Origin of the sequence: Campylobacter sp. VBCF_06 NA8 (assembly GCF_027737825.1) — a bacterium.
Classification (GTDB): domain Bacteria; phylum Campylobacterota; class Campylobacteria; order Campylobacterales; family Campylobacteraceae; genus Campylobacter_B.
Map to the genome: position 1 here is coordinate 1 of NZ_JAOVUB010000007.1, position 21,467 is coordinate 21,467.

Here is a 21,467-nt window from a genome sequence, read left to right on the forward strand (position 1 = left end):
CACAATTTCAAATTCACAATTTCAAATTCACAATTTCAAATTCACAATTTCAAATTCACAATTTCAAATTCACAATTTCAAATTCACAATTTCAAATTCACAATTTCAAATTCACAATTTCAAATTCTACAAGCAAACTTAACGCAACTTCCCTATTTTTTCGTGATTTTATATAGCAGATTTCCCACGCTTTGGATAATCTGCACGACTACTATCAAAATCACGACCGTATAAGCCATAATGTCTGGGCGAAAACGCTGAAATCCATACCTAATCGCCACATCGCCAAGTCCGCCGCCACCGACCGTGCCAGCCATAGCCGTAAATCCGATAATCACAATCAAAGTAAGCGTAATAGCGTTTATTATCGCAGGCAGTGCCTCGACGAACATCACGCGGAAGATTATCTGCGACTTACTCGCCCCGAAGCTCTTCGCGGCCTCGATTACGCCGGGATCGACCTCGACTAGCGCACTTTCGATTAGACGCGCGATAAATGGCGCAGAGCCGATTGTTAGAGGCACGATCGCCGCCGTGGTGCCGATACTCGTGCCTACGAGCATTTTCGTAAATGGAAACAGCACGATTAGCAGGATAATAAACGGAAAACTTCGCAAGATATTCACCACGATATCAAGCACCGCGTATAGCGAGCGGTTTTCGTATAGCCCACCAGCACGCGTGAGCACCAGCACGATAGCTAGCACGCTACCTAGCAAAAACGCCAAAAATGTCGATACGAAGGTCATATACAGCGTATCTCGCGTCGCTTCTAACAAAAGCGAAGTAATCTGTGAATTAAAAAATCCCTGTATGCTCTCAAACATTTCCAATCTCCAAATTTAAACTATCTCAAATTTATGCCAAAACTCTTCGTCGCGCTCGATAAGCCCCCTAGCTACCAGAGTTTCTAGCACTTCGCGCGAACACAGCGTCTCGCCCGGCCACTGCCTATCATACCCGTCCTGTGCGCCCTTGCTAGTAGCGTCGATTCCGATATGCTCGCCATTTATAAAAACATCGCGCAGAGCGTCGATATTATTCACCACACGCCAAAGGCTCATATACAGGTTGTTTGGGTTGTTTTTCTCATCTGTGAAAATCAAAATTTTAAAATTCGCCCCAGCTTCCTTGCAAAGCAGTTCAAAGGTCTCCCTCACACTCGAAGATTTTTTCAAATTCACAAGCACAAAGGGATTTTTGCACTCGGTAAAGTGCTGCGCTAGGGAGACTACATCTTTTTTGACACTATGAAAGCTCTCCAACAAATCCTCATCGCTAAGCACCTGTGGCGCAGGACTCGCGCTAGGCTGCGAAACATCAATACCAAGCTTCCCGCCAAAGCACGCATTTGGGCTAGCGTGATCTAGCTGGTCGCACACACCCTCGCTAAATGTGAGCGATCTAGGCGAAATCCTATCAAGGATAAATTTTGCTAGCGCCCTGTAATCGCCCAAATTTGGCGCATCTTCACCCACAAAAATCGCGTGTTTTACGAAGCTCATCTGCCCCACACCCCAAAATGCGTGCATAAGCTGTTTAGCGTGCGCTGGGTAGCGAGAGTGAAATTTAGCCAAAATTAGGTTATGGAAAACCCCATTTTCAGGCATACGATAATCAATCAAATCAGGCGCGCTCGTGCGAAAAAGTGGCAAGAAAATGCGCTCTGTGGCGTATCCCATAAATTTATCTTCTAGTGGCGGTTTGCCCACGACCGTGGCGGCAAAAATCGGATTTGTCTTGTGCGTGATAGCCTCCACTCTCATCACCGGAAACGGCAAAATCGGCGTATAAAAGCCCGTATGATCGCCAAATGGCCCCTCATCGCACATCTCGCCAGGCTCCACGAAGCCCTCTATCACGAAATCCGCGTCATGCGGGACATAAATATCGTTTGTGATAGATTTGACTAGGCAGGCTGGCTCTTTGCGGATAAATCCATAAAGCAAAAGCTCGAAAACGCCCTTTGGCAGTGGCGCTTGACCGCACCAGATATACAGCGGATCGCCACCGATTGCCACTGATACTGGCATTTTGCGCCCAGCGCGCGCGTATTCGTGGTAGAGATGCGCGCCGTCTTTGTGGATTTGCCAGTGCATGCCAAGGCGGTTTTTATCATAGACTTGCAAGCGATACATGCCCAAATTTTGGGTATCGCCATTTAAATCTTTCGTATAAACCTGCCCCATAGTGATAAACGCTCCACCGTCGTTTTTCCAAGTTTTTAGGATAGGAAGCGCGCCCAAATCGACATCCGCGCCAGTATGCACCACCCCCTGACACTCGCCCCGCACTTTTTTTCTTTTTGTAAAAACCTTGCGAAGCGATACTAAATACGAGAGAAAATCGATTTTTTCTTTAAAATTCTTTGGCTTTTTTGGCTTTAAAAGCGCTTCGATTTCGCCTGCGATTTCCTCTACTTCACGGCCTAAAATCAAATTTAGCGCCTCGAAACTCCCAAAAACATTTGTCAGCACCGGCGCAAATTTCGCCCCAGATGAATTTGTCGGATTTAAAAAAAGCAGAGCTTGCGAATTTGGCTTTTTAACCTCGATATAGCTGATATGAGCGATTTCTAAATCTATATCGCAAGGCTCAGCGATAATGCGCAAAAGCCCAGCCTTGTGGAGTTTGTGAATCCAAGGATTGCTTGTAATGAGATTTTCTATATTTTCTACACTTTTCATTCACGCCTCCTAAATTTAAAAAAACAGATTTTTCTCGCGTGGTTTTTGGCTCAAAAAACTCACTATATCGGCGCGGTTGCCGTAAATCAGGGCATAGTGAAACTCTGGGATTGTTTTTAGGATTTCTAGTTTTGAAAATCTAAAATCGATTGCGGTTTCGCCAAACTCATCGTCCCAGCTCGCGCAAATTAAAATTTTATCCCTAAATTTAGCCCGCAAATACTGCGCCGCGCGCACAAAAAGCTCTTTATCGCTTTCGATGATAAAGGCGCGGTAACTCTCGCCAAAAGGGGTGATATTTAAAAATTTATCCACGAAAATCGGCTCAAAATGGCTTAGAGCGCTGAAATTTTGAAGTCTAAATTCGATATTTTTGCGCCCCAAAAATTTCAAAATTCCACACAAATCGGGCAGGAAAATTTGCGGAAAAACTAAATTTGAATAATAAATTTCATCATAAATAAAACTCGAATAAAATATCGACCCGCTGTAAGTTTCGCTTAAATTTTCATCTTTTTCGATTTTTTGATAGCTAATCTCCAAAAGCTGTAAAAACTCCCTATTTTTGGTGAAATAAATGTGCTTTTGCTCGTGGCTGATTAGATGAATAAAAAGCTCGTGAAGCGTGTTTGGGGCGAAAATCAGGTTTTTTGGCACGCTGATGAAGCGCAAAATCGAGGCTTGGATTTCATCAATTAGCACGAATTGGTGGCGCCAAATATCGCCTAAAAATTTAATCATTCTAAGCAAGGCGACATTTAAATTTTCGACCTTGATAAAGGCGACCTCGTCGTTGCTAACCTTAAAATCGCTATCAAAAATCACAGCATAAGCGCCGTTTGCAATAGCCGTCTCGACATCTTTTGCGCTCGCATTTACCGCTATGAAGGCTGCTTTTTTGTGAATTTTATGCGCACAAATAGAAAAACTCTCCACCGCCGAAACACTCGGGCGGTTTAGCATTTTTCCATTTACAATGCGGACTAGATTGGCTAAATTTGTCATTGTTTAATCGCCAAAATGCGTAAATTCGCGCTAAATTTTAGCAAAATTTGTGCCGAAATTTGGGAGATAAACAGCACAAACCTACCCTACTCGCGCGCCGTTTTTTACTTCGCCATGTGTGCCAAGAAGCGTAAGTTTGCCGTCTTCCGCGCTTAAAATCATACCTTGGCTAATATGGCCGAAAATTTTGGCTGGTTTTAGGTTTGCTAGGACGCAGACTTGTTTGCCAATTAGTTCTTTTGGATTATAAAATTTAGCGATACCGCTGATGATTTGGCGCGGAGCTTCCTCGCCTAAATCAATCATAAATCTTAGCAATTTATCGCTACCCTCGATATTTTCGCACTCCAAGACCTTGCCTACTTTAATCACGCATTTTGCAAAATCATCGATTTTAATCTGCGCCTGGCTAGCTTCATCTTTTTTAGACTCAGCTAGCGCCTCTGGTCTGCTCATAAGCTCACTTTCTACCTTCGCAAACAGCGGCTCGCACGCACTCGCGCTATAATCCAATAACTCGCCACGAAGGCAGAGTTTTTCGTAAATTTCAGTTGAAATTTTAAATCCCAGCGCAAAGGCGATTTTATCCGCAGTTTTTGGCATTGCAGGGCTTAAAAGCACAGCAACTTTTGCCAAAATATTGGCTACAAGCGCCACAAGCGCATTTGCCTTTTCGCTCTCGCCATTTTTTATCAAATTCCACGGCTCGTATTTTGCAATCGCGCCATTTGCCAGCGCAAGAGCCTTCCAAAGCTCCTCTAAATAGCGATTTGTCGCGACTTCTTCAAGTTGAGCAATCGCCGAGCTTATCAAAGCATTTGCCTCATTTATCTCGTCTGTGTAGTATTTTAAGACATCTTTGGAGTTTATGATATTTGCCGAATACTTCGCGCTCATACCGATAATGCGGTTTAATAAATTTCCAAGTTCGTTTGCAAGTTCTGAATTTATGCGACTAATGATAGCTTTTTGCGAAAAATCGCCGTCTTGACCAAACGGCACCTCACGGAGCAAAAAGTATCTAAACTGCTCCAAACCATAAGCGTCAGCCACCTCGGCAGGATTTACGACATTGCCTAAGCTTTTGCTCATTTTGCGTCCGTCCCTAGTCCACCAACCGTGCGCTGCGATAGTGCGTGGCATAGGCAAGTTTAGGCTCATCAAAAACGCCGGCCAATACACAGCGTGAAATCTCAAAATATCCTTGCCGACTATATGAAGCGTGTCGCCCCAAAAGTCCATTTTAGCGTCATCTACACCATAACCTATGGAAGTGAGATAATCCATCAACGCGTCTAACCAGACATAAATCACATGTTTATCATCTTTTAGTTCGCTTGGAATTTTAATCCCCCAATCAAAGCCTGTGCGTGTGATAGAAAGGTCTTTTAAGCCACTTTTTACAAAGCTTATAACCTCATTTTTCTTACCCAAAGGCAAAATACACTTATCGCTCTCATACCATTTCAAAAGCCTATCGCCATAAGCGCTAAGTTTGAAAAAATAGCTTTCTTCTTTTAAAATTCTAGTTTTTTTGCCACAATCAGGGCAGTATTCGCCGTCTATTAGCTGATTTGACGGGAAAAAACTCTCGCAACTAACGCAGTAATTCCCCTCGTATTCGCCCTTGTAAATATCGCCGTTTTCATACATTTTGCGAAATACATTTTGCACGCCTATTTCGTGGTTTTTATCTGTCGTCCTTGAATACATATCGTAAGAAATTTCGAATTTATCCCATAATTCTTTGAATTTCGCACTGATTTCATCTGCGTATTGTTGCGGTGTTTTGCCCCGTTTGGCAGCGGCTTCTTCGATTTTTTGACCATGTTCGTCGGTGCCGGTTTTAAAGATAACCTCATGCCCTTGCAAACGATAAAATCTAGCCATAGTATCGCAGATAATCGTAGTATAAGCATGCCCGATATGCGGGACATCATTGACATAATAAATAGGCGTTAGTATGTATTTTTTCATCTTTTTCCTTGGGTTTGGTTTATATTATTGGCTGATATCTGCGCCACTTAGCTGATATGAAACATAGCCAGTTTCTGGGCGTATGGTGATGACAGAGCTATCGCCAGCGTCATTTGTAAGTGTTACATTACAATCCTCGACAAACACTCTATCATACGGCGTAGCAGAAGCTTGTAATGCACCCATTGGGCGTCCGATATGATCAAACGAAATTGTCTGCACGCCAGCACACCCGCCAGCAAAAGCGATATTTGTAATGCCATATTTGCCTTGTAAATTTAACTTATTATTCATCAAATCACCTCTGTTGTTAAAAGCTTGATCTGCAAAACCAGAGGTTAGAAGTCTAGATGGATTTTGTGGATCTCTGGCGACACAAACAAAATCTGGACCACCACAATTTGGATTACCAGACAATTTACCATCAGCAGCAGCAGCAGAAGTATCTGTAAAAATGGTGTATCTCCACCCAGTAGCATGACCGGCCTTGGCAGCGTTATGAAACTGAATTCTCCATGCTCTTTGATACCAATTAACATCATTTGCGTCAAATTTATTATCATACATCGCTAATTGTTGCGTATAGCGTATGTGTGATACGAGCTGATCGCTCGCTTCGACTAGGGCATTTCGCTCTGTTTGGGGAACTGCAACCGCTGCAAGTATCCCAACTATAACTACAATAAAAATAAGTTCAATTAATGTGAAACCTTTTCTCATAATTTTTACCTTTCATAAAAATTCGCTATATTTTAACATAAAATTTCGCAATTTGAACGCCTAGTTTATAAATATCAATACTTTGATCAAAATTTCTTTCATTTTTTTCCTCTATTATGGCGTCAAAACCTTTGTTTATACCATAAAATTTAAGCCGTAGCTGCATTTGCTCATCATCGCAAAGCGCGCTTGCAACCCCGCGCTTTTTTAACTCATTGGCTAAATTTTTTGCCACATCAAATTTATAAATGAAATGTTTGCTAGGGCGATTTTTGAAAAACACCACATACATCGCGTCACTAAAAATCACAGAAAAATAGCTAAAAACTAAGCTAAACAAACTCACGCCAAGCGCAAATTTGTGAAAAGAGCGAAATCTAGGGAGCCTTACTCTGTATGAATTAAACACGACCCGCACGATTAGTGGCGTCGCAATCACGCAGTATGGAAGCATCATCTCCATAGCCACACGCTGTCTAAGCGAAAAAATTAGCGCCAAACAAAACGCACTAGTAGCGATATACCAGAGCAAATCTTTGTTTTCTTTAATCCAAATTCGATAAATCGCATAGACAAAAAACAAAAAAACAAAAGGCGAAAACGCCCCTGCAAATACGCCAAGAGCGTCTAGGAAATACCCGCGCGGTTTGCCCTGCGTGTCGATATCGTAAAAGATTATGCTAAATACAAAAAGCGCCAAATTTAGCACGAAAATTTCTCGCTTCCCAGATCTCAAAGCCCAAATTCCAAAACCGATATAAAGCATAAAAAACGCCCTATCAATAAAGGCGCTAAGCACCAAAACAGCGATTAACGCGCCCCAGTTTTTGGTTTTGGCAAAATAGTATGCCAAAAGCGTAGCAAAGATAATAATGCCGGCTGGATTTAGCAAAATCGCGCTACTCATCGAAGCAGGAAGCCCCATAAATAGCGCAGTTGCGACAAGTCTATCAAATCTGCGTTTTAGGGTAAATTTTGAAATTTTATAAATCAAGGCGCAGTTTATGAAATGCAAAATCAAAAAAGGCGCCCTTAGCGCGTAATCATTTTGAGAGAAAATTTTGCACGAAACATTTGCTATGAGCGAAGTTAGGCTGTTTTGGTTATAAAAAATTTCAGCCTCGTAGTAGCTTATGCTTAAATTTGATATGGCGTAAATCAAAAAAAGCGCGTCAGCACAAAACAAAATCGCTAGGATTAAAATTTCGTTTTTAATGAATTTTTCTAAGCTCATATCGTTTTAGTTTCCATATAAAAAATATCGACGCCATAACCACCACGCAAAGCGCGCTTAAAAAGGCTCCCCAGCCAAAGCTATCATACAAAAACCCCGGCACGAAACTTCCCAAAGCCCCGCCACAATAATAAAAGCTAATGTAAAGGCCGTTTGTAATACCCTTGTGAGCGGTGGCCTTTTTATTGACATGCGCAGTGGCGACCGAGTGCGCCATAAACGAGCCGAAATAAAACACTATCATCGAACCAAAAATCACGCCGAAGCTCTCCACATGCAAAAGCAAAAGCGCGATGAAATATATCAAAAACCCTATCATAATCGCATTTGTCGGACCCTTGCAAAAATTTGCAATGCGCGCGACATTAAAGGAAATAAAAACTCCCACGATATAGCCAAAATACATAAAGCCGATTTTCGAGCCGTTAAATTCGCCAAGAAGCCTTTTTAGCTCAAATGGCAAAACATTTAGCGTAGCTTGAAAGACAAAGCACATGCCAAAAATCGCGCAAAAAATATAGATATTTCGCGGAATTGAGAGAATTTGGACTATGTTGCGAATTTTAGGCTTTACAAGGCTGATTTTAATCACAGGCAAAATTTTATAAAGTAGCGCGCTCACGCCAAATGCAAGCACTCCAAGCACAAAAAAGAAAAATCTCCACCCAAACAAATCGGTAAAAAATCCGCTCAAAAATCGCCCAATAAATCCCCCAGCTATCGTCATACCCACATACGCGCCGATTGCGCTGGCTAGGTTTTGTTTGTTTGCGCTTTGGGAGATGTAGCTCATTATCCCAGTCAGAGTCGCTGGGACGATGAAGCCTTGGATTATGCGAATAGTAAGCAAAATTTCATAACTATCCGCCAAAGCAAAGCAAATTTCGCTCGCGCCAAATACAAAAAACACCCCCACTAGGACATTTTTAATCGAAACTTTTTCTAAAATATAGCCATAAATTATCGAAGCAAATGCAAGCGGGGCTAAAATCGCAGTGGTAAAAAGCGAGGCTTTAAATTTTGAAATTTCTAAAATTTGCTCGAAATGCGGTTGCAGAGGCTGTGGCGCATACATAATGCACATTGCTAAAACCGCACAAAAATATAAAATCAAAAAATTAAAATTCTTCACAGCCCACTTCTAAATTTTAAAATTTACTCTTCTATTTTGTAATTTTCCCAGAAAAAGTTAATCCACTCATCGGTCTCTTTGATTTTAAAATCAGGCTGGATTAGTGCCTTGCTTTTGTAAAAAATCACCGCCGTTTTAATCTCGGCATTAGGGTATTTTTCCTCCAAAACACGCTTGATTTCGACCATACTATCGCCACTATCGATGATATCATCGACTAGCAAAATTCTTTTATAAAGTTCCAAATCAGGGATATTGAAAACATCGATTGTATCGAGCTTTTGCGTATCTGCGTAGTGGATTGAGTTGATCGAAAAAATCGTCCTCATATCAAGGGCGTTTGCTAGCGCATGACCAAATGTCAGCCCGCCACGCGCAATCGCTACAATCGCGTCAGGCGCGAAGCTATCGCGCACCTGCTTGGCGATGATTCTGCTATCTTTATCAAGTTCTTCGAAGCTGTAAAATTTCATATTTTCTCCTTATTAATGCAAAATAAATACCAGCGCGCTAATTCCTGCTAGCACCAAAACGCCCAAATTTATATCGCTAAACCTTCTTTGCACCAAGCGCACAAGCAAATAGCTAATAAATCCGAAGCTTAGACCATTTGTAATCGAATATGTAAAAGGCATAAGCATAACGATAAAAAACGCCGGAATTAAAATTCCAATATCGCTGTAATCAAGCTTGCCAAGCTCGCTAAACATCAAAATTCCAACCATTACTAGCACAGGATAAATCGCGTTGCTTGGAATCGCTTTAAAAAGCGGAAGCATAAATAGCGTCAAAATAAAGCAAACCGCCGCAAATACAGCAGTTAGACCAGTGCGACCACCAGCCTCGACACCACTTGCGCTTTCTGCAAAGGCTGTAACCGTGCTAGTGCCCACTATCGCGCCACCTACTGAGCCAACAGCGTCGGCAGTTAAATTTCGCGCTAGTTTTTTCATACCCTCAGGATCTTCGTCGCTAAAAATTTTCGCCCTATTTCCGACACCAGTTAGCGTGCCAATACTATCGAAAAGGTGAGTTACAAAAAATGTGATGATAAATGGCAAAAACGCGAGTTTTAGCGCGCCCATGATATCAAGCTGTCCAAAAATCGGCGAGATTGAAGCAGGAAGTGAGACGATACCCTCTGGTTTAGGCGAGATCCCAAACACCCATGCAATCACAGAGGTAATCAAAATCGCCAAAATAAACGAAGCTTTTACCTGCAAAACAAAAAGCAAAATCATGATAGTAAGTCCGCCAAGACCAAGCAAAACAAGTGGATCGCGCAAATTGCCAAGAGCGACAAGGGTAGCTTGATCGGCTACGATAATGCCCATTTGTTTAAGTCCGATAAAGCAGATAAATGCGCCAATACCGGCACTTATGGCGCGACGCAAATCAAGCGGAATTGATTTGATAACCCAAATTCGGAAATTTGTAAATGAAAGAACAGTAAATAAAAATCCGCTCAAAAACACGATTCCAAGGGCTGTTTGCCATGGAATTTGTGCCCCCATACAAAGCCCAAATGTAAAATACGCATTTAAGCCCATACCCACACTAAGTGCGACAGGCGTATTTGCAAAAAAGCCATTAAAAAGCGTCGCTAATATCGTAATTAGCGCAGTTGCAGTAACTAGCGCCTCGTATGGCATGCCTGTTTGGCTCATAATGATAGCATTTACAGGCACTATGTAAATCATAGCCAAAAATGTGGTAATTCCCGCATTCAACTCTTGCTTGATAGAAGTTTTGTTCTCTTCTAACTTAAATAACGAAGTCATCGCCGTCCTTTTCAGTGATATTTAGTTTTTTTGCTGCAAAATTTATAGTCGTTCCTTGGATTAAAACCGAGATTAAAACCATAAAGAAAACGATATTAAAAATAATATGAGATTCCTCTAAATGATAAACATAAGGATATGTCGCAAGTATGATAGGAACTGCACCCCTTAGCCCTACCCACGAAATATAAAATTTTTCAAATTTGGAATATTTGCTTTTGATAAGTGAGATAAAAACGCTAGCTGGCCTAGCTATAAAAATCAAAACCAGCGACAAAATAATCGCATTGTGCGCGATTTGAGGCAGGTCTGATGGAAAAACCAAAAGCCCAAGGGTCAAAAATACGACGATTTGCATCATCCACGCAATCACTTCGTGAAATGCTATGATATTTTCTTTGTTTGGAAATGCGTATTTGTTCGCCAAAACCCCAGCCATATAGACGCTTAAATATCCATTACCGCCCAAATGCGAGCTTAGCCCAAACATTATAAGTAGCCACGCAATGCTAATTAGCGGGTAAAGTCCTGTTTGCATAAGGCGTAAATTTATGCAAATTCTAGGGAACAAATACCCAAACGCAATGCCCAAAACTCCGCCCACTGCAAACTGCAAGAAAAAGTGCATTAGCATTTTTTCTATCGTTGTATCTTGGGCTAAAACTATCAAATTTAAAATAGCGATTGTCAAAAAAATCGCCATAGGGTCGTTGCTGCCGCTTTCTAGCTCCAAAAGTTCATTTAAGCCATTTTTGAGCTTGATTTTTTGGCTTCGCAAAATCATAAACACAGCCGCTGCGTCCGTCGAAGATATAATCGAGCCAAGTAAAAGTGCGTGAAGTGGCGCAAAACCCAAAACCAAATGTATAAAAACCGCCATTATCAAAGCAGTCAGCAAAACACCAATGGTCGCAAGCAAAACCCCGCTTACCATAACGCTTTTAATGTGTTCAAATTTGGTATTTAATCCGCCACTATAAAGTATGAAAACAAGAGCGATTGTCCCCACAGCTTGTGCCAAATGCGGATTGTCAAATTCGATGCCCACAATGCCCTCACTACCAAGTAGCATACCAAAACCCAAAAACACAAGCAGAAGCGGAAGCCCGATTTTTTCTGAAATTTTACTAGCATAAACACTGATAAAAAGTATAACACCGATACCGATGATATATAAATTCAGGCTACTTAGTAAAATTTCCATTTTTAACTCGCATAAATTTGAAGTTCGTTATACAAACTATCGCGCTCGACTGGGATTAATCCGGCAGTTTGAATTAAATCGATAAAATCTTTTTTATTCACACCCTTTTTGCTCTGCGCGCCTGCGCTGCTTTGGATACTTTCGTTCTCTATCGTGCCGTCGATATCATCTGCGCCGAATTCTTGCGCCACTAAGGCTAAATTTAGCGTCGAAGTCGCCCAATACGCCTTGATATGCGTAACATTATCCAGCAAAATTCGAGCAATCGCGATTGTTTTTAAAACCTCAGCCGAACCCATAGCCTTAGGCGTCTGCAAATAGTTATTTTCTCTTTGATACACAAGCGGGATAAATGCGTTAAATCCACCGCCATTTCCGTTTTTTAGGGATTGCTCTTGCAACGCGCGAATTCGCAAAATGTGGTCTGTGCGGTGAGCAAAATTTTCGATATGGCCAAAAAGCATGGTTGCATTGCTTTGGCGACCAAGTCTGTGCCAAATTCGGTGAATTTCAAGCCAATTTTTCGAGCTTACCTTTCCTTTGCAAATCTGCTCTCTAACGCCCTCATCAAATATCTCAGCACCGCCACCAGGCATGCTATCCACGCCACTAGCAATCATATTTTGCAAAGTTTCTTCGTAAGGCATTTTCCATTTTCTCTTGAAAAAATCCACCTCGGCTGCGGTCATTGCTTTGATATGCAAATTTGGAAATTTGGCTTTTATCGAGCTAAATAAATCAAAAAACCACTCAGGCTTTAAATTTGGATTATGCGAGCTTACGATATGCACCTCTTTGGTGCCTCTCTCCACAGTATCAGCCACAATGCCCAAAATTTCATCTTTGCTCATTGTGTAAGATTGCTTCTCGTTTTTGCGATGAGCCGAAAAAGCGCAAAATTTACAGGTATCAGCGCACAAATTTGAAGGATTTATATGACGATTTGAGTTGAAAAACACCTTTTTGCCGTTTTTTTGCTCGCGGATTGCGTTTGCAAATTTAGCTAGGTCGAAAAGGTCTAAGTCCCACAATTTGGTCGCTTCATCGAAATTTAATCTTTCATTATTTTCTAATTTTTTTAATATTTCCATAAAACTTCCTAAAATTTAAATCGTAATTATATAGTTTTAAAATTTAATCTAGCTAATTTTTTAAAAATTTTCTAACGATTTACGAAAAATTACTATAATTTTGCGAATTTTGCTGAAAGGAATAAAATTTAAAAATGTGCGGAATCGTAGGATATATCGGAAATAAAGAGAAAAAAAATATCGTCCTAAATGGTCTAAGAGAGCTGGAATACAGAGGCTATGATAGCGCTGGAATCGCTATTATGGAGGGCAAGGAAAATGCGAATATTACATATTTTAAGGCTGTTGGAAAACTAAAAAATTTAGATGAAAAAATGGCTGATTTTAGCAGCGAGTGTTTTGGAGTATCGATCGGGCATACTAGGTGGGCGACTCATGGCAAGCCGACCGAGCTAAACGCTCACCCGCATTTTGGCGAATTTAGTTTTGTCGTGCATAATGGAATTATTGAGAATTACCAAGAGCTAAAAGATGAGCTTAGTAGCGAGGGTGTGGTGTTTTTGAGCCAAACAGACACTGAGGTCATCGTGCATTTGTTTGAAAAATACTATAAAATTCACGCCGACGCATTTAAGGCTTACGAGGCTACGATTGCGCGCTTGCATGGGGCTTATGCGACACTTTTGATCACAAAAGCAGCGCCAGGGAAGATATTTTTCGCCAAAAACGCAGCCCCACTAATCGTGGGATTTGGCGAGAGCGGTGAAGTTTTGTTTAGCTCATCAGATGCGCCATTAATCGGACTAGCTAGCAATGTTACCTACCTAGATGACGGCGTGTATGGCGTGGCTAATAGCGATGAAATCAGCGTATATCAAAACGGCAAAAAAATCTCTCCAAACTACGGCGAACTTCCGAAAGACAAGGGCTACGCACAAAAAGAGGGTTATAGATTTTTCATGGAAAAAGAGATTTACGAGCAATCCCAAGTCATCACAGAGACCATGATGGGGCGCGTGATAAAGGCTGGGGATATTAAATTTGATGAAATTTCGCCTGATTTGTTTGAGGGTGTAGATGAAATTATGATTTGTGCGTGTGGCACGAGCTACCATGCTGCGCTAGTTAGCGCGTATCTTTTTGAAAGACTAGCCAAAATTCGCACCAAAATCGAAATCGCTAGCGAATTTCGCTATAAAGAGCCGTTTTTAAACCCAAACGCGCTTTTTATCGTAATTAGCCAAAGTGGCGAGACAGCCGACACCCTAGAAGCCCTAAAAATCGCCAAAGAAGCAGGATTAAAAACCCTAGCAATCTGCAATGTCAATAACAGCTCAATCGTGCGCTTAGCAGGCAGTGTAATCCTAACTCGCGCCGGTATCGAAAAGGGCGTAGCAAGCACAAAGGCTTTTGCTACGCAGGTCATGGTGCTATGGATGCTAAGCGTCTATGCAGCAAGATTGCGCAAAACTATCGGCACAGACGAGCAAAACGAACAAATTTCAACAATGCTTAAAATTCCTCAAATTTTAAAAATAAATCCGCGCCTACAAGAGCGAATTTACCGCCTTAGCAAGCACTATTTGCACGGGCATGGATTTTTCTTTATCGGGCGGGATATTTTCTATCCGCTAGCATTAGAGGGTGCGCTCAAACTAAAAGAAATCAGCTACCTCCACGCTGAGGGATACCCAAGTGGCGAGATGAAACACGGCCCAATAGCGCTAGCAGACGAACACCTTTTCACAATCGCGCTAATGCCACAATCCCTGCTGTATGAGAAAACCAAAAGCAATGTCGAAGAACTTGCCGCTAGGGATTCATATATTTTAGCGATTAGCCCAAAAGAATTTGACCTAGCAGACGATTTTATCAAAACCAGCGAACAAACCAGCCCAATGGCTGAATTTTTCGAAATGATGATAATTTTACAGCTTTTGGCGCTTGAAATTTCAGTCCGCCTTGGCAACGATGTGGATATGCCACGAAATTTGGCAAAAAGTGTAACCGTAGAATAAATTTTAAATATTTATTTACTTTAAATTTATAAAATTCCGTGAAATTTCACTTTCACGGGGTTTTTATGAAACTTGCAGGACAAATTCTAAACAAATCTGTAATCTTAGGCGACGACGGCAAAAGATACAGCTACTCTACCTTTGATTTCCACGACGAAAATTTAAAAATCGGCGATTTTGTAAGCTTCATCGCTGAAAAAGACAAGGCAGTTTTTATCAAATACATAAAAGACGGCATAAGCCCAGAGCCACAGGACGAGACTTCATTTCTCAAAAAAGAGGTAAATTTCGAATTCGTCGAAATCGAGCCTAAACAAAACGAAAATTTAGAGAGCAAAATTTATTCAAATTTCATACGCAAACACGGAATTCTCTCGTGCATTTTGCCACTAATATTTGCTTCTGCGCTAATATTTTTCAAAGGCGAAATCAAAATCATCTCGTTTTTGCTCGTTAATAGCGGAAATTTGGACTTTATAAGTTCAGCTTCGGTTGGGATTTGCGTAGATTTAGCCATAGTTTTTATCTGGCTTCTAGCCTATCTAATCCCACTAAATTTCGCATTTAACGGCCTTGCAGTCGCCACGCACGATCTATACGCCAAACGCCAAATCAACTCATTTAATCTATTTTTTATCCTAGCTTTGATTGTCGCACTTGCAGAAATGGAAAATTTCTTTGGCCTGCAAAAATACGGCCTTGGCGTGCTGTGCGCGCTAGGTGTGCTAGGCTTTTGCGGATATTTTTACAAAGCCAAGGCATTTTTTTATCTTAGCAAAAAAACGGGGGTCAAACTCTTTATTTTAGCCCTGATTGTGGATTTCGTGGCTGTATTTAGCGCAAATGTGCTAAACAGATTTTTTGGCTTTATTAACCCTGATTTGATTTGGTGGCAGCATGTCGCAATATGTGCGGTTATCGCGCCACTTTATATACTTTCGTTTTTGCTGATAAAACGCCTTGTTTAGGCGTTTTATTTGGCTCTTTTGGCGTAAAAATTTAGCCTAAATTTAGCAAATTCACCCCGCATTATCGCTTCACGCATTTGTTTTACTAAATTTAGATAATAATGCAGATTATGAATACTTGCTAGGCGGTAAAATGTCAGCTCGTGCGCGCGAAATAGGTGGTTTAAATACCCGCGCGAAAAGTTTTTGCAAGTGTAGCAATCGCACTCATCATCAAGTGGTCCATGGTCATGGACGAAACAGGCGTTTTTAATGCTAAATTTGCCCCTGCTTGTAAATATCGTGCCATTGCGCGCATTTCGCGTAGGCATTACGCAATCAAACATATCCACGCCACGCGCGACATTTTCGACCAAATCCTCCGGCGTGCCCACGCCCATTAAATAGCGCGGTCTGTTTTCATCAATAAAAGGCATTACCCCCTCGACCGTATCATACATTAGCTCGTTTGTCTCGCCTACGCTCAATCCGCCGATTGCAAGCCCGTCGAAGCCCATTTCGCAAAGTGCGAGCGCGCACTCTTTTCGCGCCTCATAATCCGTGCCGCCTTGGATAATGCCAAAGATATTTTGGTGAGTGTGAGATCCGCGCGATTTATTTTCGCAGTGAAATTCCACCGCTTCCTTTGCCCATTTTATCGTGCGTTTCACGCTCAAATCAATGCGCTTTTTAAGTCTGATTTTAGCCTCGCTTTCAAGCTCGTTTGGATTGCGTGGCAAATCGACCAAATCATCTAAAATCATCATAATGTCCGAATTTAGCGCGTATTGCGTCTGTATCACAGAGCGGGGTGTGAAATAATGTGTGCTTCCGTCAATATGGCTTTTAAATTTTATGCCGTTTTCGTCGTTTTTGGTATTTGCACGCAGTGAAAATGCCTGAAAACCGCCACTATCTGTTAGAAAATTTCCGCCAAATTTGCTAAATCCATGCAACCCACCAAACTCTTCTACGACCCCAGCTCCTGGTCTTAGATACATGTGATAGGTGTTTGCTAGAATTATCTTTGCGCCTAGTATTTCGCTCGCATCGTGCGCGTCTAGGCCTTTGATAGCACCCACTGTGCCAACAGGCATAAAAATCGGCGTTTGCACCACGCCGTGCGCCATTTCTAGGGTGCAGGCGCGCGCTGCGCCGTCTTTTGCGTCTATTTTAAATTTCATTATTTTCCTTTGGTAAATTTTGCGCTATTTTACCAAAGTTTTTGCCTTTTTTAGAGTTTTTGAAATTTTTGCGTCCGCTTAAATACTCGCTGTATCTCGTGCCATACAGACTTGCGTGCCAAATCGCAAAGCCAAGCATACTAATTCCGCTTATTTTATGAATTTTGCGCCATGCCTTACCCTTTTTAAACCCGCTAAACGCGCAGATTCCCATACTCACTGCAAGGCTATTTTTGGCTAGTTTTCGCTGAAATTGCAAATCCAAAATTTTATCCTTACTTTTCAAATTTAGCCCCTTTTATCGAATTTAAAAGCAGAGCAATCGTCGTGCCATTATGCAAAATCGCCGTGGATATCGGGCTTAAAATCCCAAGCGTAGCCAAAAGCAAAATCGCCGAATTTACCCCAACGGTGGCGTTAAAATTCCGCCTAATCAGCCTTAGTGTATCATCTGCTGCGGCTTTGATTTTCGCCACGCCCTCGATATCGTTTTTCAAAAGCAAAATTTGCGCGCTTGCCTTTGCGATGTGCGCTGAGCTAGGCATACCTATCCCCACATCTGCCGCCATTAGGCTAGGAGCGTCGTTTATGCCGTCGCCTATAAATGTAACCTTATGCCCGCGCGATTGCAAATCTTTGATAATCTCGGTTTTTTGCGTCGGCAAAAGCTCCCCATACGCCGCGTCAAGCCCCAACTCGCGCGCCACTTCATCGGCTTTTTGCTTCACATCGCCACTTAGCATTATGATTTGTTTGACCCCTATTTTGCGAAGCTGGGAAATCACAAATTTAGCATTATCACGAAGTCTATCACGCAGTCCAATCACGCCCAAAAGCTTGCCGTCAAATGCGATGAAAAGTAGCGAAAGACCGCGATTTTCTAAATTTTCAATCCGTTTTTTAAACGGCGAGAAATCTATCATCTCATCATCTTGTAAAAAATGCTTCGAGCCAATGATTAAAATTTTGCCCTCTATGTTTGTTTTCACCCCGTGCGCTACGACGAATTCGACCTCATCGTGGCTGACATGGATAAATCCTCGCTTTTTAGCTGCTTCAACGATAGCCTGGGCGACTGGGTGGAAATAGTGCTCCTCTGCGCTCGCTGTCAAATTTAAAATGTCTTTATCGCTGAAATTTTTATCAAAGGATATGATTTTTACGACCTCTAAATTCCCGTGTGTGAGCGTGCCTGTTTTGTCGAAGACAAAGGTATCGCTAGCTCCAAGGCTCTCTAAGGCTTTCGCCCCTTTTATGAGAATTCCAGCCTTGCCGGCCTTTGAAATGCTAGATTTAAAGGCAACTGGCGTTGGGAGTTTGAGCGCACAGGAATAATCAGCCTGCAAAACAGAGGCAACGCTAGTGAAATTTCGATTTATCAGATACGAAACCCCAGCTAGCCCAAAGGTAATAGGCACTAGCTTATCGCCCAGCCTCATCGCACGCGCGCCGATTTGCGAGCGCTCTTTGAGTGCATTTGCGATGTATTTTTTGATACTGTGCGCAGATGTTTCATCGCCCACACTTTGGGCATAAATCCTAATCGCCCCCTCAGCGACTATCGTCCCACTAAGCACCATATCGCCCCTGCTTTTGCGCGCTGGCAAGGCTTCGCCTGTCATGGATGATTGATTGATAAGGGCTTCTCCGCTTAAAATATGGCCATCTACGCCGATGATATCGCCAGATCTTACCACGACGATATCGCCTGTTTTAAGCTCTTTGGCTGGGATTTTCATCTCAATTTTTTCGCCGTTTTGCTCTACCTCAACCCACGCCTCGCTAATATCAGGTTTGGCTAGCTCTTTTATCAAATCATCGCTTTTATAAACGGTGCTTTCTTCCATATACTCGCCAAGGGCTAGCATTGTATTTGTGCTATTTGCCGCGAAAGTATCGGCCCTGCCAAAGGAAATCCCCACAGCCAAAGCTTCAAGCGTTTTAGAAGTTAATCCATGCGCCAGGCTCTCTTTTGCCCCCTCTTTAAGCAACGGCAAACAAGCAATCAAGCTAAAAAGTCGCACAAACGCCGAATTTCGAAAGAAAAAATTCGCCCCAAGCGCAGCGGCTGAGACAATCAAAGCGTTTTTGCTAGGGGCATGTGAGCGTTCGCGCTTTTTAGCGCGCTTAAATTTGGCTAAGTCTAAATTCGCTAGGTATTTTATCAGCTCGTCGCGAGTGCTAGTATTTGCGCTCTTGCGAGAGTTTGCGCTCTTGCGGGAGCCCTCACTCTCGCCCTTGGCTTTGCGGGCAGTATTTTTGAAAGCTAACCTAGTAAAATTTTTGTCATAATTTATAACCAAAGCGCCGATTTTAGCGTTAAATCTGCACTCTTTAACACCGCCAAATTTTGAAATTTCTTTTAAAAATTCGCCCTCATTTAAATTTTTAAAAGCGCAAATTTTAAGCCTGATTCGCCCCGCACACTCGTGTTTTATCTCAAATTTCATTTTCGCTCATTTGCGCTTTTGCGTCCAAAAAACGCTCCTTCATCTCCTCAATCCCCATTTCAAAGAGCTCCGAGCCCTTTGCGATAAATTTAAAAAGGTTTGTTTGCGCATTTTCGTTAGTGAAAAAATACACAACCGCAGCGCCCAAAATTGCGCCATTTAAAAATGAATTTTTCTTAAAAAATTTGCTTTTGCCTAATTGATTTAGCCCGGCAAAATTTGAAAGGTTTTTGGATTTTTTGCCACCAAGTGTGCTATTTATCCATTTTGATAGCTCGCCAAGCTCGCCGTTTGCGCTATTTTCACAATATTTTAAAATTTGTTTTAACTCTTTTTTAGAAATCTTTTTTTTGCTCATTTTTCTTCCTTTGTGATTAAATTTTCGCTCATTTCTAGCGCGCATGTCGCCAAAACTGCGCCCACAAGCGCCCCCAAATACTCGCCCTGGACTAGTTTGTTTGCGCTATAAATCGCCCCACCTGCGATGATACCTCCACGAAGCGCCGAATTTAGCCCATCATACATGGCCTGCTTTTTGTTTTTGCCTTTTTTGACATTTGCAATCTCGCTCGCAGCCCCAGCAATCGCCCCAGCTAGCGCGCCACTTAGGGCATTATCGATTGGCGAGCGAGATAGAGTTAGTTTGGTATTCATACCCTAACCTTAAATTTGCGTCTCAGTCGCGCCCTCTGCGCGTTTGGCGCGTGGTTTAGGGGTGGTTGATTTTTTCGCGCGCGGTTTTTTCGCTGGTTTTTCGGCGCTTTTTTTACTCGCGGATTTTTTTGGCTCACCAGCAGTTTTTTCTAGCTCGCCTTTTGCGTTTTTAAATTTCTCGCTAATCTCATCGCCTGCCCTATTTAGCGTGGTTTTGACGCCATCGCTCGCACTTTTTACCTTATCTTTTAGCTTTTTTGCGCCCTCGCTTTTAGCAAGCTCGCTAAGACCTTGTGCGATTTTTTTGCGATTTGTGAGCGCATAGACACCAGCCCCACCAAAAACTAAACCTAAAAAAAATCTAATCGGCATAATTTCTCCTTTTAAAATTTTGAAATTTACATACTTATGATTTTTGCTATCATAATTAGAAAAAGTAAAATTTGATTTTACGCAAAAACGCCTTAAAATCAAATTTTCAAGGCGTTTTAAACGATAAATTTATCAAATTTTTTGTGTGAAATAATAGAATATTTTTGTATAAAATTAGCTGAATTTATAAAAACGATTTTCATTTAATTATGAAAATTTTAAGAGCAAATATCATTAGCCTTAGAATTTAAAAGCGAAATTAACTCAGTCGAAATCTGCCCAGACAAAAATTCCTCCCACAGCTGGGGCTTAAAAATTTCGCTGTCGTAAAAGATCGTTAAAGAGCCAATTAGCGGGTTAAATTTATACTCTTTTATCCCGCTAATACTAGCGATTTTCGCCTTTAATTCCGCCTCGCTAACCCCGCTAATCTCCCTAATCTTGGGGCTTACACGAATTCGCAAACGCCCCCTTGTGTGAGCGATTTTGGTAAAATATTTGGCGAAATTTAAAATATCGTTTTTCTCAATTTGCATTTTTACTTCTTTTTTGGGCGAAAGGCCGTGATTTTATCGCTTACCTCGATATAAGCGCCACCGATTAAATCTATGCAGTATGGAATCGCCGGGAAAATCGGCTCTAAACACTGCAAAATCGCCTTTGGATTACCCGGCAAATTTACGATAAGAGAGTTTTTGTAAATACCGGCCGTTTGCCTCGATAAAATGGCGGTTGGGACATATTTTAGGCTCACAGCGCGCATTAACTCGCCAAAACCTGGTAGCATTTTTTCACACACTGCCTCGGTAGCTTCTGGCGTGACATCGCGCAGGGCTGGACCTGTGCCGCCTGTGGTAAATACAGCGTCGCACCCATTACCACACATTTCTCGCAAACTACCCTCAATTAGCGCGCGCTCATCGGCGATTATGCGGTAGTCAAATTCCACCTCGCCCTCTATCCACTCGCTCATTATGCGCTTTATCTCTGGGCCGCCAAGGTCTTCATAAACCCCGCTTGAAGCGCGGTCGCTAATGGTTAAAATTCCTATTTTTACCTTTTTTTGCATAT

Annotated in this window: 21 protein-coding genes; 2 read left to right on the plus strand and 19 right to left on the minus strand. The window is 41.9% G+C overall.

Annotation, left to right across the window (positions count from 1 at the left end; genetic code table 11):
- Window positions 1-152 precede the first annotated feature (152 nt).
- From OFO10_RS07765 to mqnE, 11 genes are all read right to left on the minus strand, one after another.
- Window positions 153-827, minus strand: a complete 675-nt coding sequence (locus OFO10_RS07765; protein WP_270859153.1) for a methionine ABC transporter permease — start codon at window positions 825-827, stop codon at window positions 153-155.
- Between the two features lie 15 nt (window positions 828-842).
- Window positions 843-2,687 carry a menaquinone biosynthesis decarboxylase gene (locus OFO10_RS07770; RefSeq protein WP_270866749.1) on the minus strand — a complete coding sequence of 615 codons (1,845 nt, stop codon included), beginning with the start codon at window positions 2,685-2,687 and terminating at the stop codon, window positions 843-845.
- A gap of 15 nt (window positions 2,688-2,702) precedes the next feature.
- The gene (locus OFO10_RS07775; protein ID WP_270862374.1) at window positions 2,703-3,692 is read right to left on the minus strand and encodes a hypothetical protein; all 990 of its coding nucleotides are present in this window, start codon (window positions 3,690-3,692) and stop codon (window positions 2,703-2,705) included.
- An 81-nt stretch (window positions 3,693-3,773) separates the two neighbouring features.
- On the minus strand, window positions 3,774-5,669 hold the full coding sequence (metG, locus tag OFO10_RS07780) for a methionine--tRNA ligase (RefSeq protein ID WP_270866750.1): 1,896 nt from the start codon (window positions 5,667-5,669) through the stop codon (window positions 3,774-3,776).
- Between the two features lie 24 nt (window positions 5,670-5,693).
- Window positions 5,694-6,389 carry a type II secretion system protein gene (locus OFO10_RS07785; protein WP_270866751.1) on the minus strand — a complete coding sequence of 232 codons (696 nt, stop codon included), beginning with the start codon at window positions 6,387-6,389 and terminating at the stop codon, window positions 5,694-5,696.
- A 25-nt stretch (window positions 6,390-6,414) separates the two neighbouring features.
- The gene (locus OFO10_RS07790; protein ID WP_270866752.1) at window positions 6,415-7,623 is read right to left on the minus strand and encodes a hypothetical protein; all 1,209 of its coding nucleotides are present in this window, start codon (window positions 7,621-7,623) and stop codon (window positions 6,415-6,417) included.
- A complete protein-coding gene (locus OFO10_RS07795; RefSeq protein WP_270866753.1) occupies window positions 7,601-8,755 on the minus strand; it encodes an MFS transporter in 1,155 nt (384 codons plus the stop codon). The genes OFO10_RS07790 and OFO10_RS07795 overlap by 23 nt, the downstream gene beginning before the upstream one ends.
- 23 nt (window positions 8,756-8,778) lie before the next feature.
- Window positions 8,779-9,228 carry a phosphoribosyltransferase gene (locus OFO10_RS07800; protein WP_270859160.1) on the minus strand — a complete coding sequence of 150 codons (450 nt, stop codon included), beginning with the start codon at window positions 9,226-9,228 and terminating at the stop codon, window positions 8,779-8,781.
- Window positions 9,229-9,240: 12 nt separating this feature from the next.
- Window positions 9,241-10,536, minus strand: coding sequence for an NCS2 family permease (locus OFO10_RS07805; protein ID WP_270866754.1), 1,296 nt, complete (start codon window positions 10,534-10,536; stop codon window positions 9,241-9,243).
- The gene (locus OFO10_RS07810; RefSeq protein ID WP_270866755.1) at window positions 10,520-11,740 is read right to left on the minus strand and encodes a potassium/proton antiporter; all 1,221 of its coding nucleotides are present in this window, start codon (window positions 11,738-11,740) and stop codon (window positions 10,520-10,522) included. The genes OFO10_RS07805 and OFO10_RS07810 overlap by 17 nt, the downstream gene beginning before the upstream one ends.
- 2 nt (window positions 11,741-11,742) lie before the next feature.
- Window positions 11,743-12,831: an aminofutalosine synthase MqnE gene (gene mqnE / locus OFO10_RS07815; RefSeq protein ID WP_270866756.1), complete on the minus strand. Its 1,089-nt coding sequence runs from the start codon at window positions 12,829-12,831 to the stop codon at window positions 11,743-11,745.
- 134 nt (window positions 12,832-12,965) lie between these two features.
- Between mqnE and glmS the strand changes: the two genes are divergently transcribed.
- Window positions 12,966-14,789, plus strand: a complete 1,824-nt coding sequence (glmS, locus tag OFO10_RS07820) for a glutamine--fructose-6-phosphate transaminase (isomerizing) (protein WP_270866757.1) — start codon at window positions 12,966-12,968, stop codon at window positions 14,787-14,789.
- Window positions 14,790-14,854: 65 nt separating this feature from the next.
- Window positions 14,855-15,757 carry a hypothetical protein gene (locus OFO10_RS07825; protein ID WP_270866758.1) on the plus strand — a complete coding sequence of 301 codons (903 nt, stop codon included), beginning with the start codon at window positions 14,855-14,857 and terminating at the stop codon, window positions 15,755-15,757.
- Between the two features lie 5 nt (window positions 15,758-15,762).
- Here the strand turns inward: OFO10_RS07825 and tgt are convergent, their stop codons facing one another.
- The 8 genes from tgt to mog form a co-directional block, all read right to left on the minus strand.
- Window positions 15,763-16,920, minus strand: a complete 1,158-nt coding sequence (gene tgt / locus OFO10_RS07830) for a tRNA guanosine(34) transglycosylase Tgt (protein ID WP_270866759.1) — start codon at window positions 16,918-16,920, stop codon at window positions 15,763-15,765.
- On the minus strand, window positions 16,910-17,206 hold the full coding sequence (locus OFO10_RS07835) for a hypothetical protein (RefSeq protein WP_270862364.1): 297 nt from the start codon (window positions 17,204-17,206) through the stop codon (window positions 16,910-16,912). The genes tgt and OFO10_RS07835 overlap by 11 nt, the downstream gene beginning before the upstream one ends.
- The gene (locus OFO10_RS07840) at window positions 17,196-19,370 is read right to left on the minus strand and encodes a heavy metal translocating P-type ATPase (RefSeq protein WP_270866760.1); all 2,175 of its coding nucleotides are present in this window, start codon (window positions 19,368-19,370) and stop codon (window positions 17,196-17,198) included. The genes OFO10_RS07835 and OFO10_RS07840 overlap by 11 nt, the downstream gene beginning before the upstream one ends.
- Complete coding sequence (locus OFO10_RS07845) at window positions 19,360-19,728, minus strand: YtxH domain-containing protein (RefSeq protein WP_270866761.1); 369 nt, start codon at window positions 19,726-19,728, stop codon at window positions 19,360-19,362. The genes OFO10_RS07840 and OFO10_RS07845 overlap by 11 nt, the downstream gene beginning before the upstream one ends.
- Window positions 19,725-20,024 carry a Cys/Met metabolism pyridoxal-phosphate-dependent enzyme gene (locus OFO10_RS07850; RefSeq protein ID WP_270866762.1) on the minus strand — a complete coding sequence of 100 codons (300 nt, stop codon included), beginning with the start codon at window positions 20,022-20,024 and terminating at the stop codon, window positions 19,725-19,727. Before OFO10_RS07850 ends, OFO10_RS07845 begins: the two co-directional genes overlap by 4 nt.
- Window positions 20,025-20,033: 9 nt before the next feature.
- Window positions 20,034-20,396: a hypothetical protein gene (locus tag OFO10_RS07855; protein WP_270866763.1), complete on the minus strand. Its 363-nt coding sequence runs from the start codon at window positions 20,394-20,396 to the stop codon at window positions 20,034-20,036.
- 218 nt (window positions 20,397-20,614) lie between these two features.
- Window positions 20,615-20,932 carry an HMA2 domain-containing protein gene (locus OFO10_RS07860; protein WP_270866764.1) on the minus strand — a complete coding sequence of 106 codons (318 nt, stop codon included), beginning with the start codon at window positions 20,930-20,932 and terminating at the stop codon, window positions 20,615-20,617.
- A gap of 2 nt (window positions 20,933-20,934) precedes the next feature.
- The gene (mog, locus tag OFO10_RS07865) at window positions 20,935-21,465 is read right to left on the minus strand and encodes a molybdopterin adenylyltransferase (protein WP_270866765.1); all 531 of its coding nucleotides are present in this window, start codon (window positions 21,463-21,465) and stop codon (window positions 20,935-20,937) included.
- Window positions 21,466-21,467: the final 2 nt, after the last annotated feature.

Bases quoted from the DNA above. Each gene is read 5' to 3' on its own strand.
- OFO10_RS07765 (WP_270859153.1), bottom strand. From the start codon at position 827: ATGTTTGAGAGCATACAGGGATTTTTTAATTCACAGATTACTTCGCTT.
- OFO10_RS07770 (WP_270866749.1), bottom strand. From the start codon at position 2,687: ATGAAAAGTGTAGAAAATATAGAAAATCTCATTACAAGCAATCCTTGG.
- OFO10_RS07775 (WP_270862374.1), bottom strand. From the start codon at position 3,692: ATGACAAATTTAGCCAATCTAGTCCGCATTGTAAATGGAAAAATGCTA.
- metG (WP_270866750.1), bottom strand. From the start codon at position 5,669: ATGAAAAAATACATACTAACGCCTATTTATTATGTCAATGATGTCCCG.
- OFO10_RS07785 (WP_270866751.1), bottom strand. From the start codon at position 6,389: ATGAGAAAAGGTTTCACATTAATTGAACTTATTTTTATTGTAGTTATA.
- OFO10_RS07790 (WP_270866752.1), bottom strand. From the start codon at position 7,623: ATGAGCTTAGAAAAATTCATTAAAAACGAAATTTTAATCCTAGCGATT.
- OFO10_RS07800 (WP_270859160.1), bottom strand. From the start codon at position 9,228: ATGAAATTTTACAGCTTCGAAGAACTTGATAAAGATAGCAGAATCATC.
- OFO10_RS07805 (WP_270866754.1), bottom strand. From the start codon at position 10,536: ATGACTTCGTTATTTAAGTTAGAAGAGAACAAAACTTCTATCAAGCAA.
- OFO10_RS07810 (WP_270866755.1), bottom strand. From the start codon at position 11,740: ATGGAAATTTTACTAAGTAGCCTGAATTTATATATCATCGGTATCGGT.
- mqnE (WP_270866756.1), bottom strand. From the start codon at position 12,831: ATGGAAATATTAAAAAAATTAGAAAATAATGAAAGATTAAATTTCGAT.
- glmS (WP_270866757.1), top strand. From the start codon at position 12,966: ATGTGCGGAATCGTAGGATATATCGGAAATAAAGAGAAAAAAAATATC.
- OFO10_RS07825 (WP_270866758.1), top strand. From the start codon at position 14,855: ATGAAACTTGCAGGACAAATTCTAAACAAATCTGTAATCTTAGGCGAC.
- tgt (WP_270866759.1), bottom strand. From the start codon at position 16,920: ATGAAATTTAAAATAGACGCAAAAGACGGCGCAGCGCGCGCCTGCACC.
- OFO10_RS07840 (WP_270866760.1), bottom strand. From the start codon at position 19,370: ATGAAATTTGAGATAAAACACGAGTGTGCGGGGCGAATCAGGCTTAAA.
- OFO10_RS07845 (WP_270866761.1), bottom strand. From the start codon at position 19,728: ATGAGCAAAAAAAAGATTTCTAAAAAAGAGTTAAAACAAATTTTAAAA.
- OFO10_RS07850 (WP_270866762.1), bottom strand. From the start codon at position 20,024: ATGAATACCAAACTAACTCTATCTCGCTCGCCAATCGATAATGCCCTA.
- OFO10_RS07855 (WP_270866763.1), bottom strand. From the start codon at position 20,396: ATGCCGATTAGATTTTTTTTAGGTTTAGTTTTTGGTGGGGCTGGTGTC.
- OFO10_RS07860 (WP_270866764.1), bottom strand. From the start codon at position 20,932: ATGCAAATTGAGAAAAACGATATTTTAAATTTCGCCAAATATTTTACC.
- mog (WP_270866765.1), bottom strand. From the start codon at position 21,465: ATGCAAAAAAAGGTAAAAATAGGAATTTTAACCATTAGCGACCGCGCT.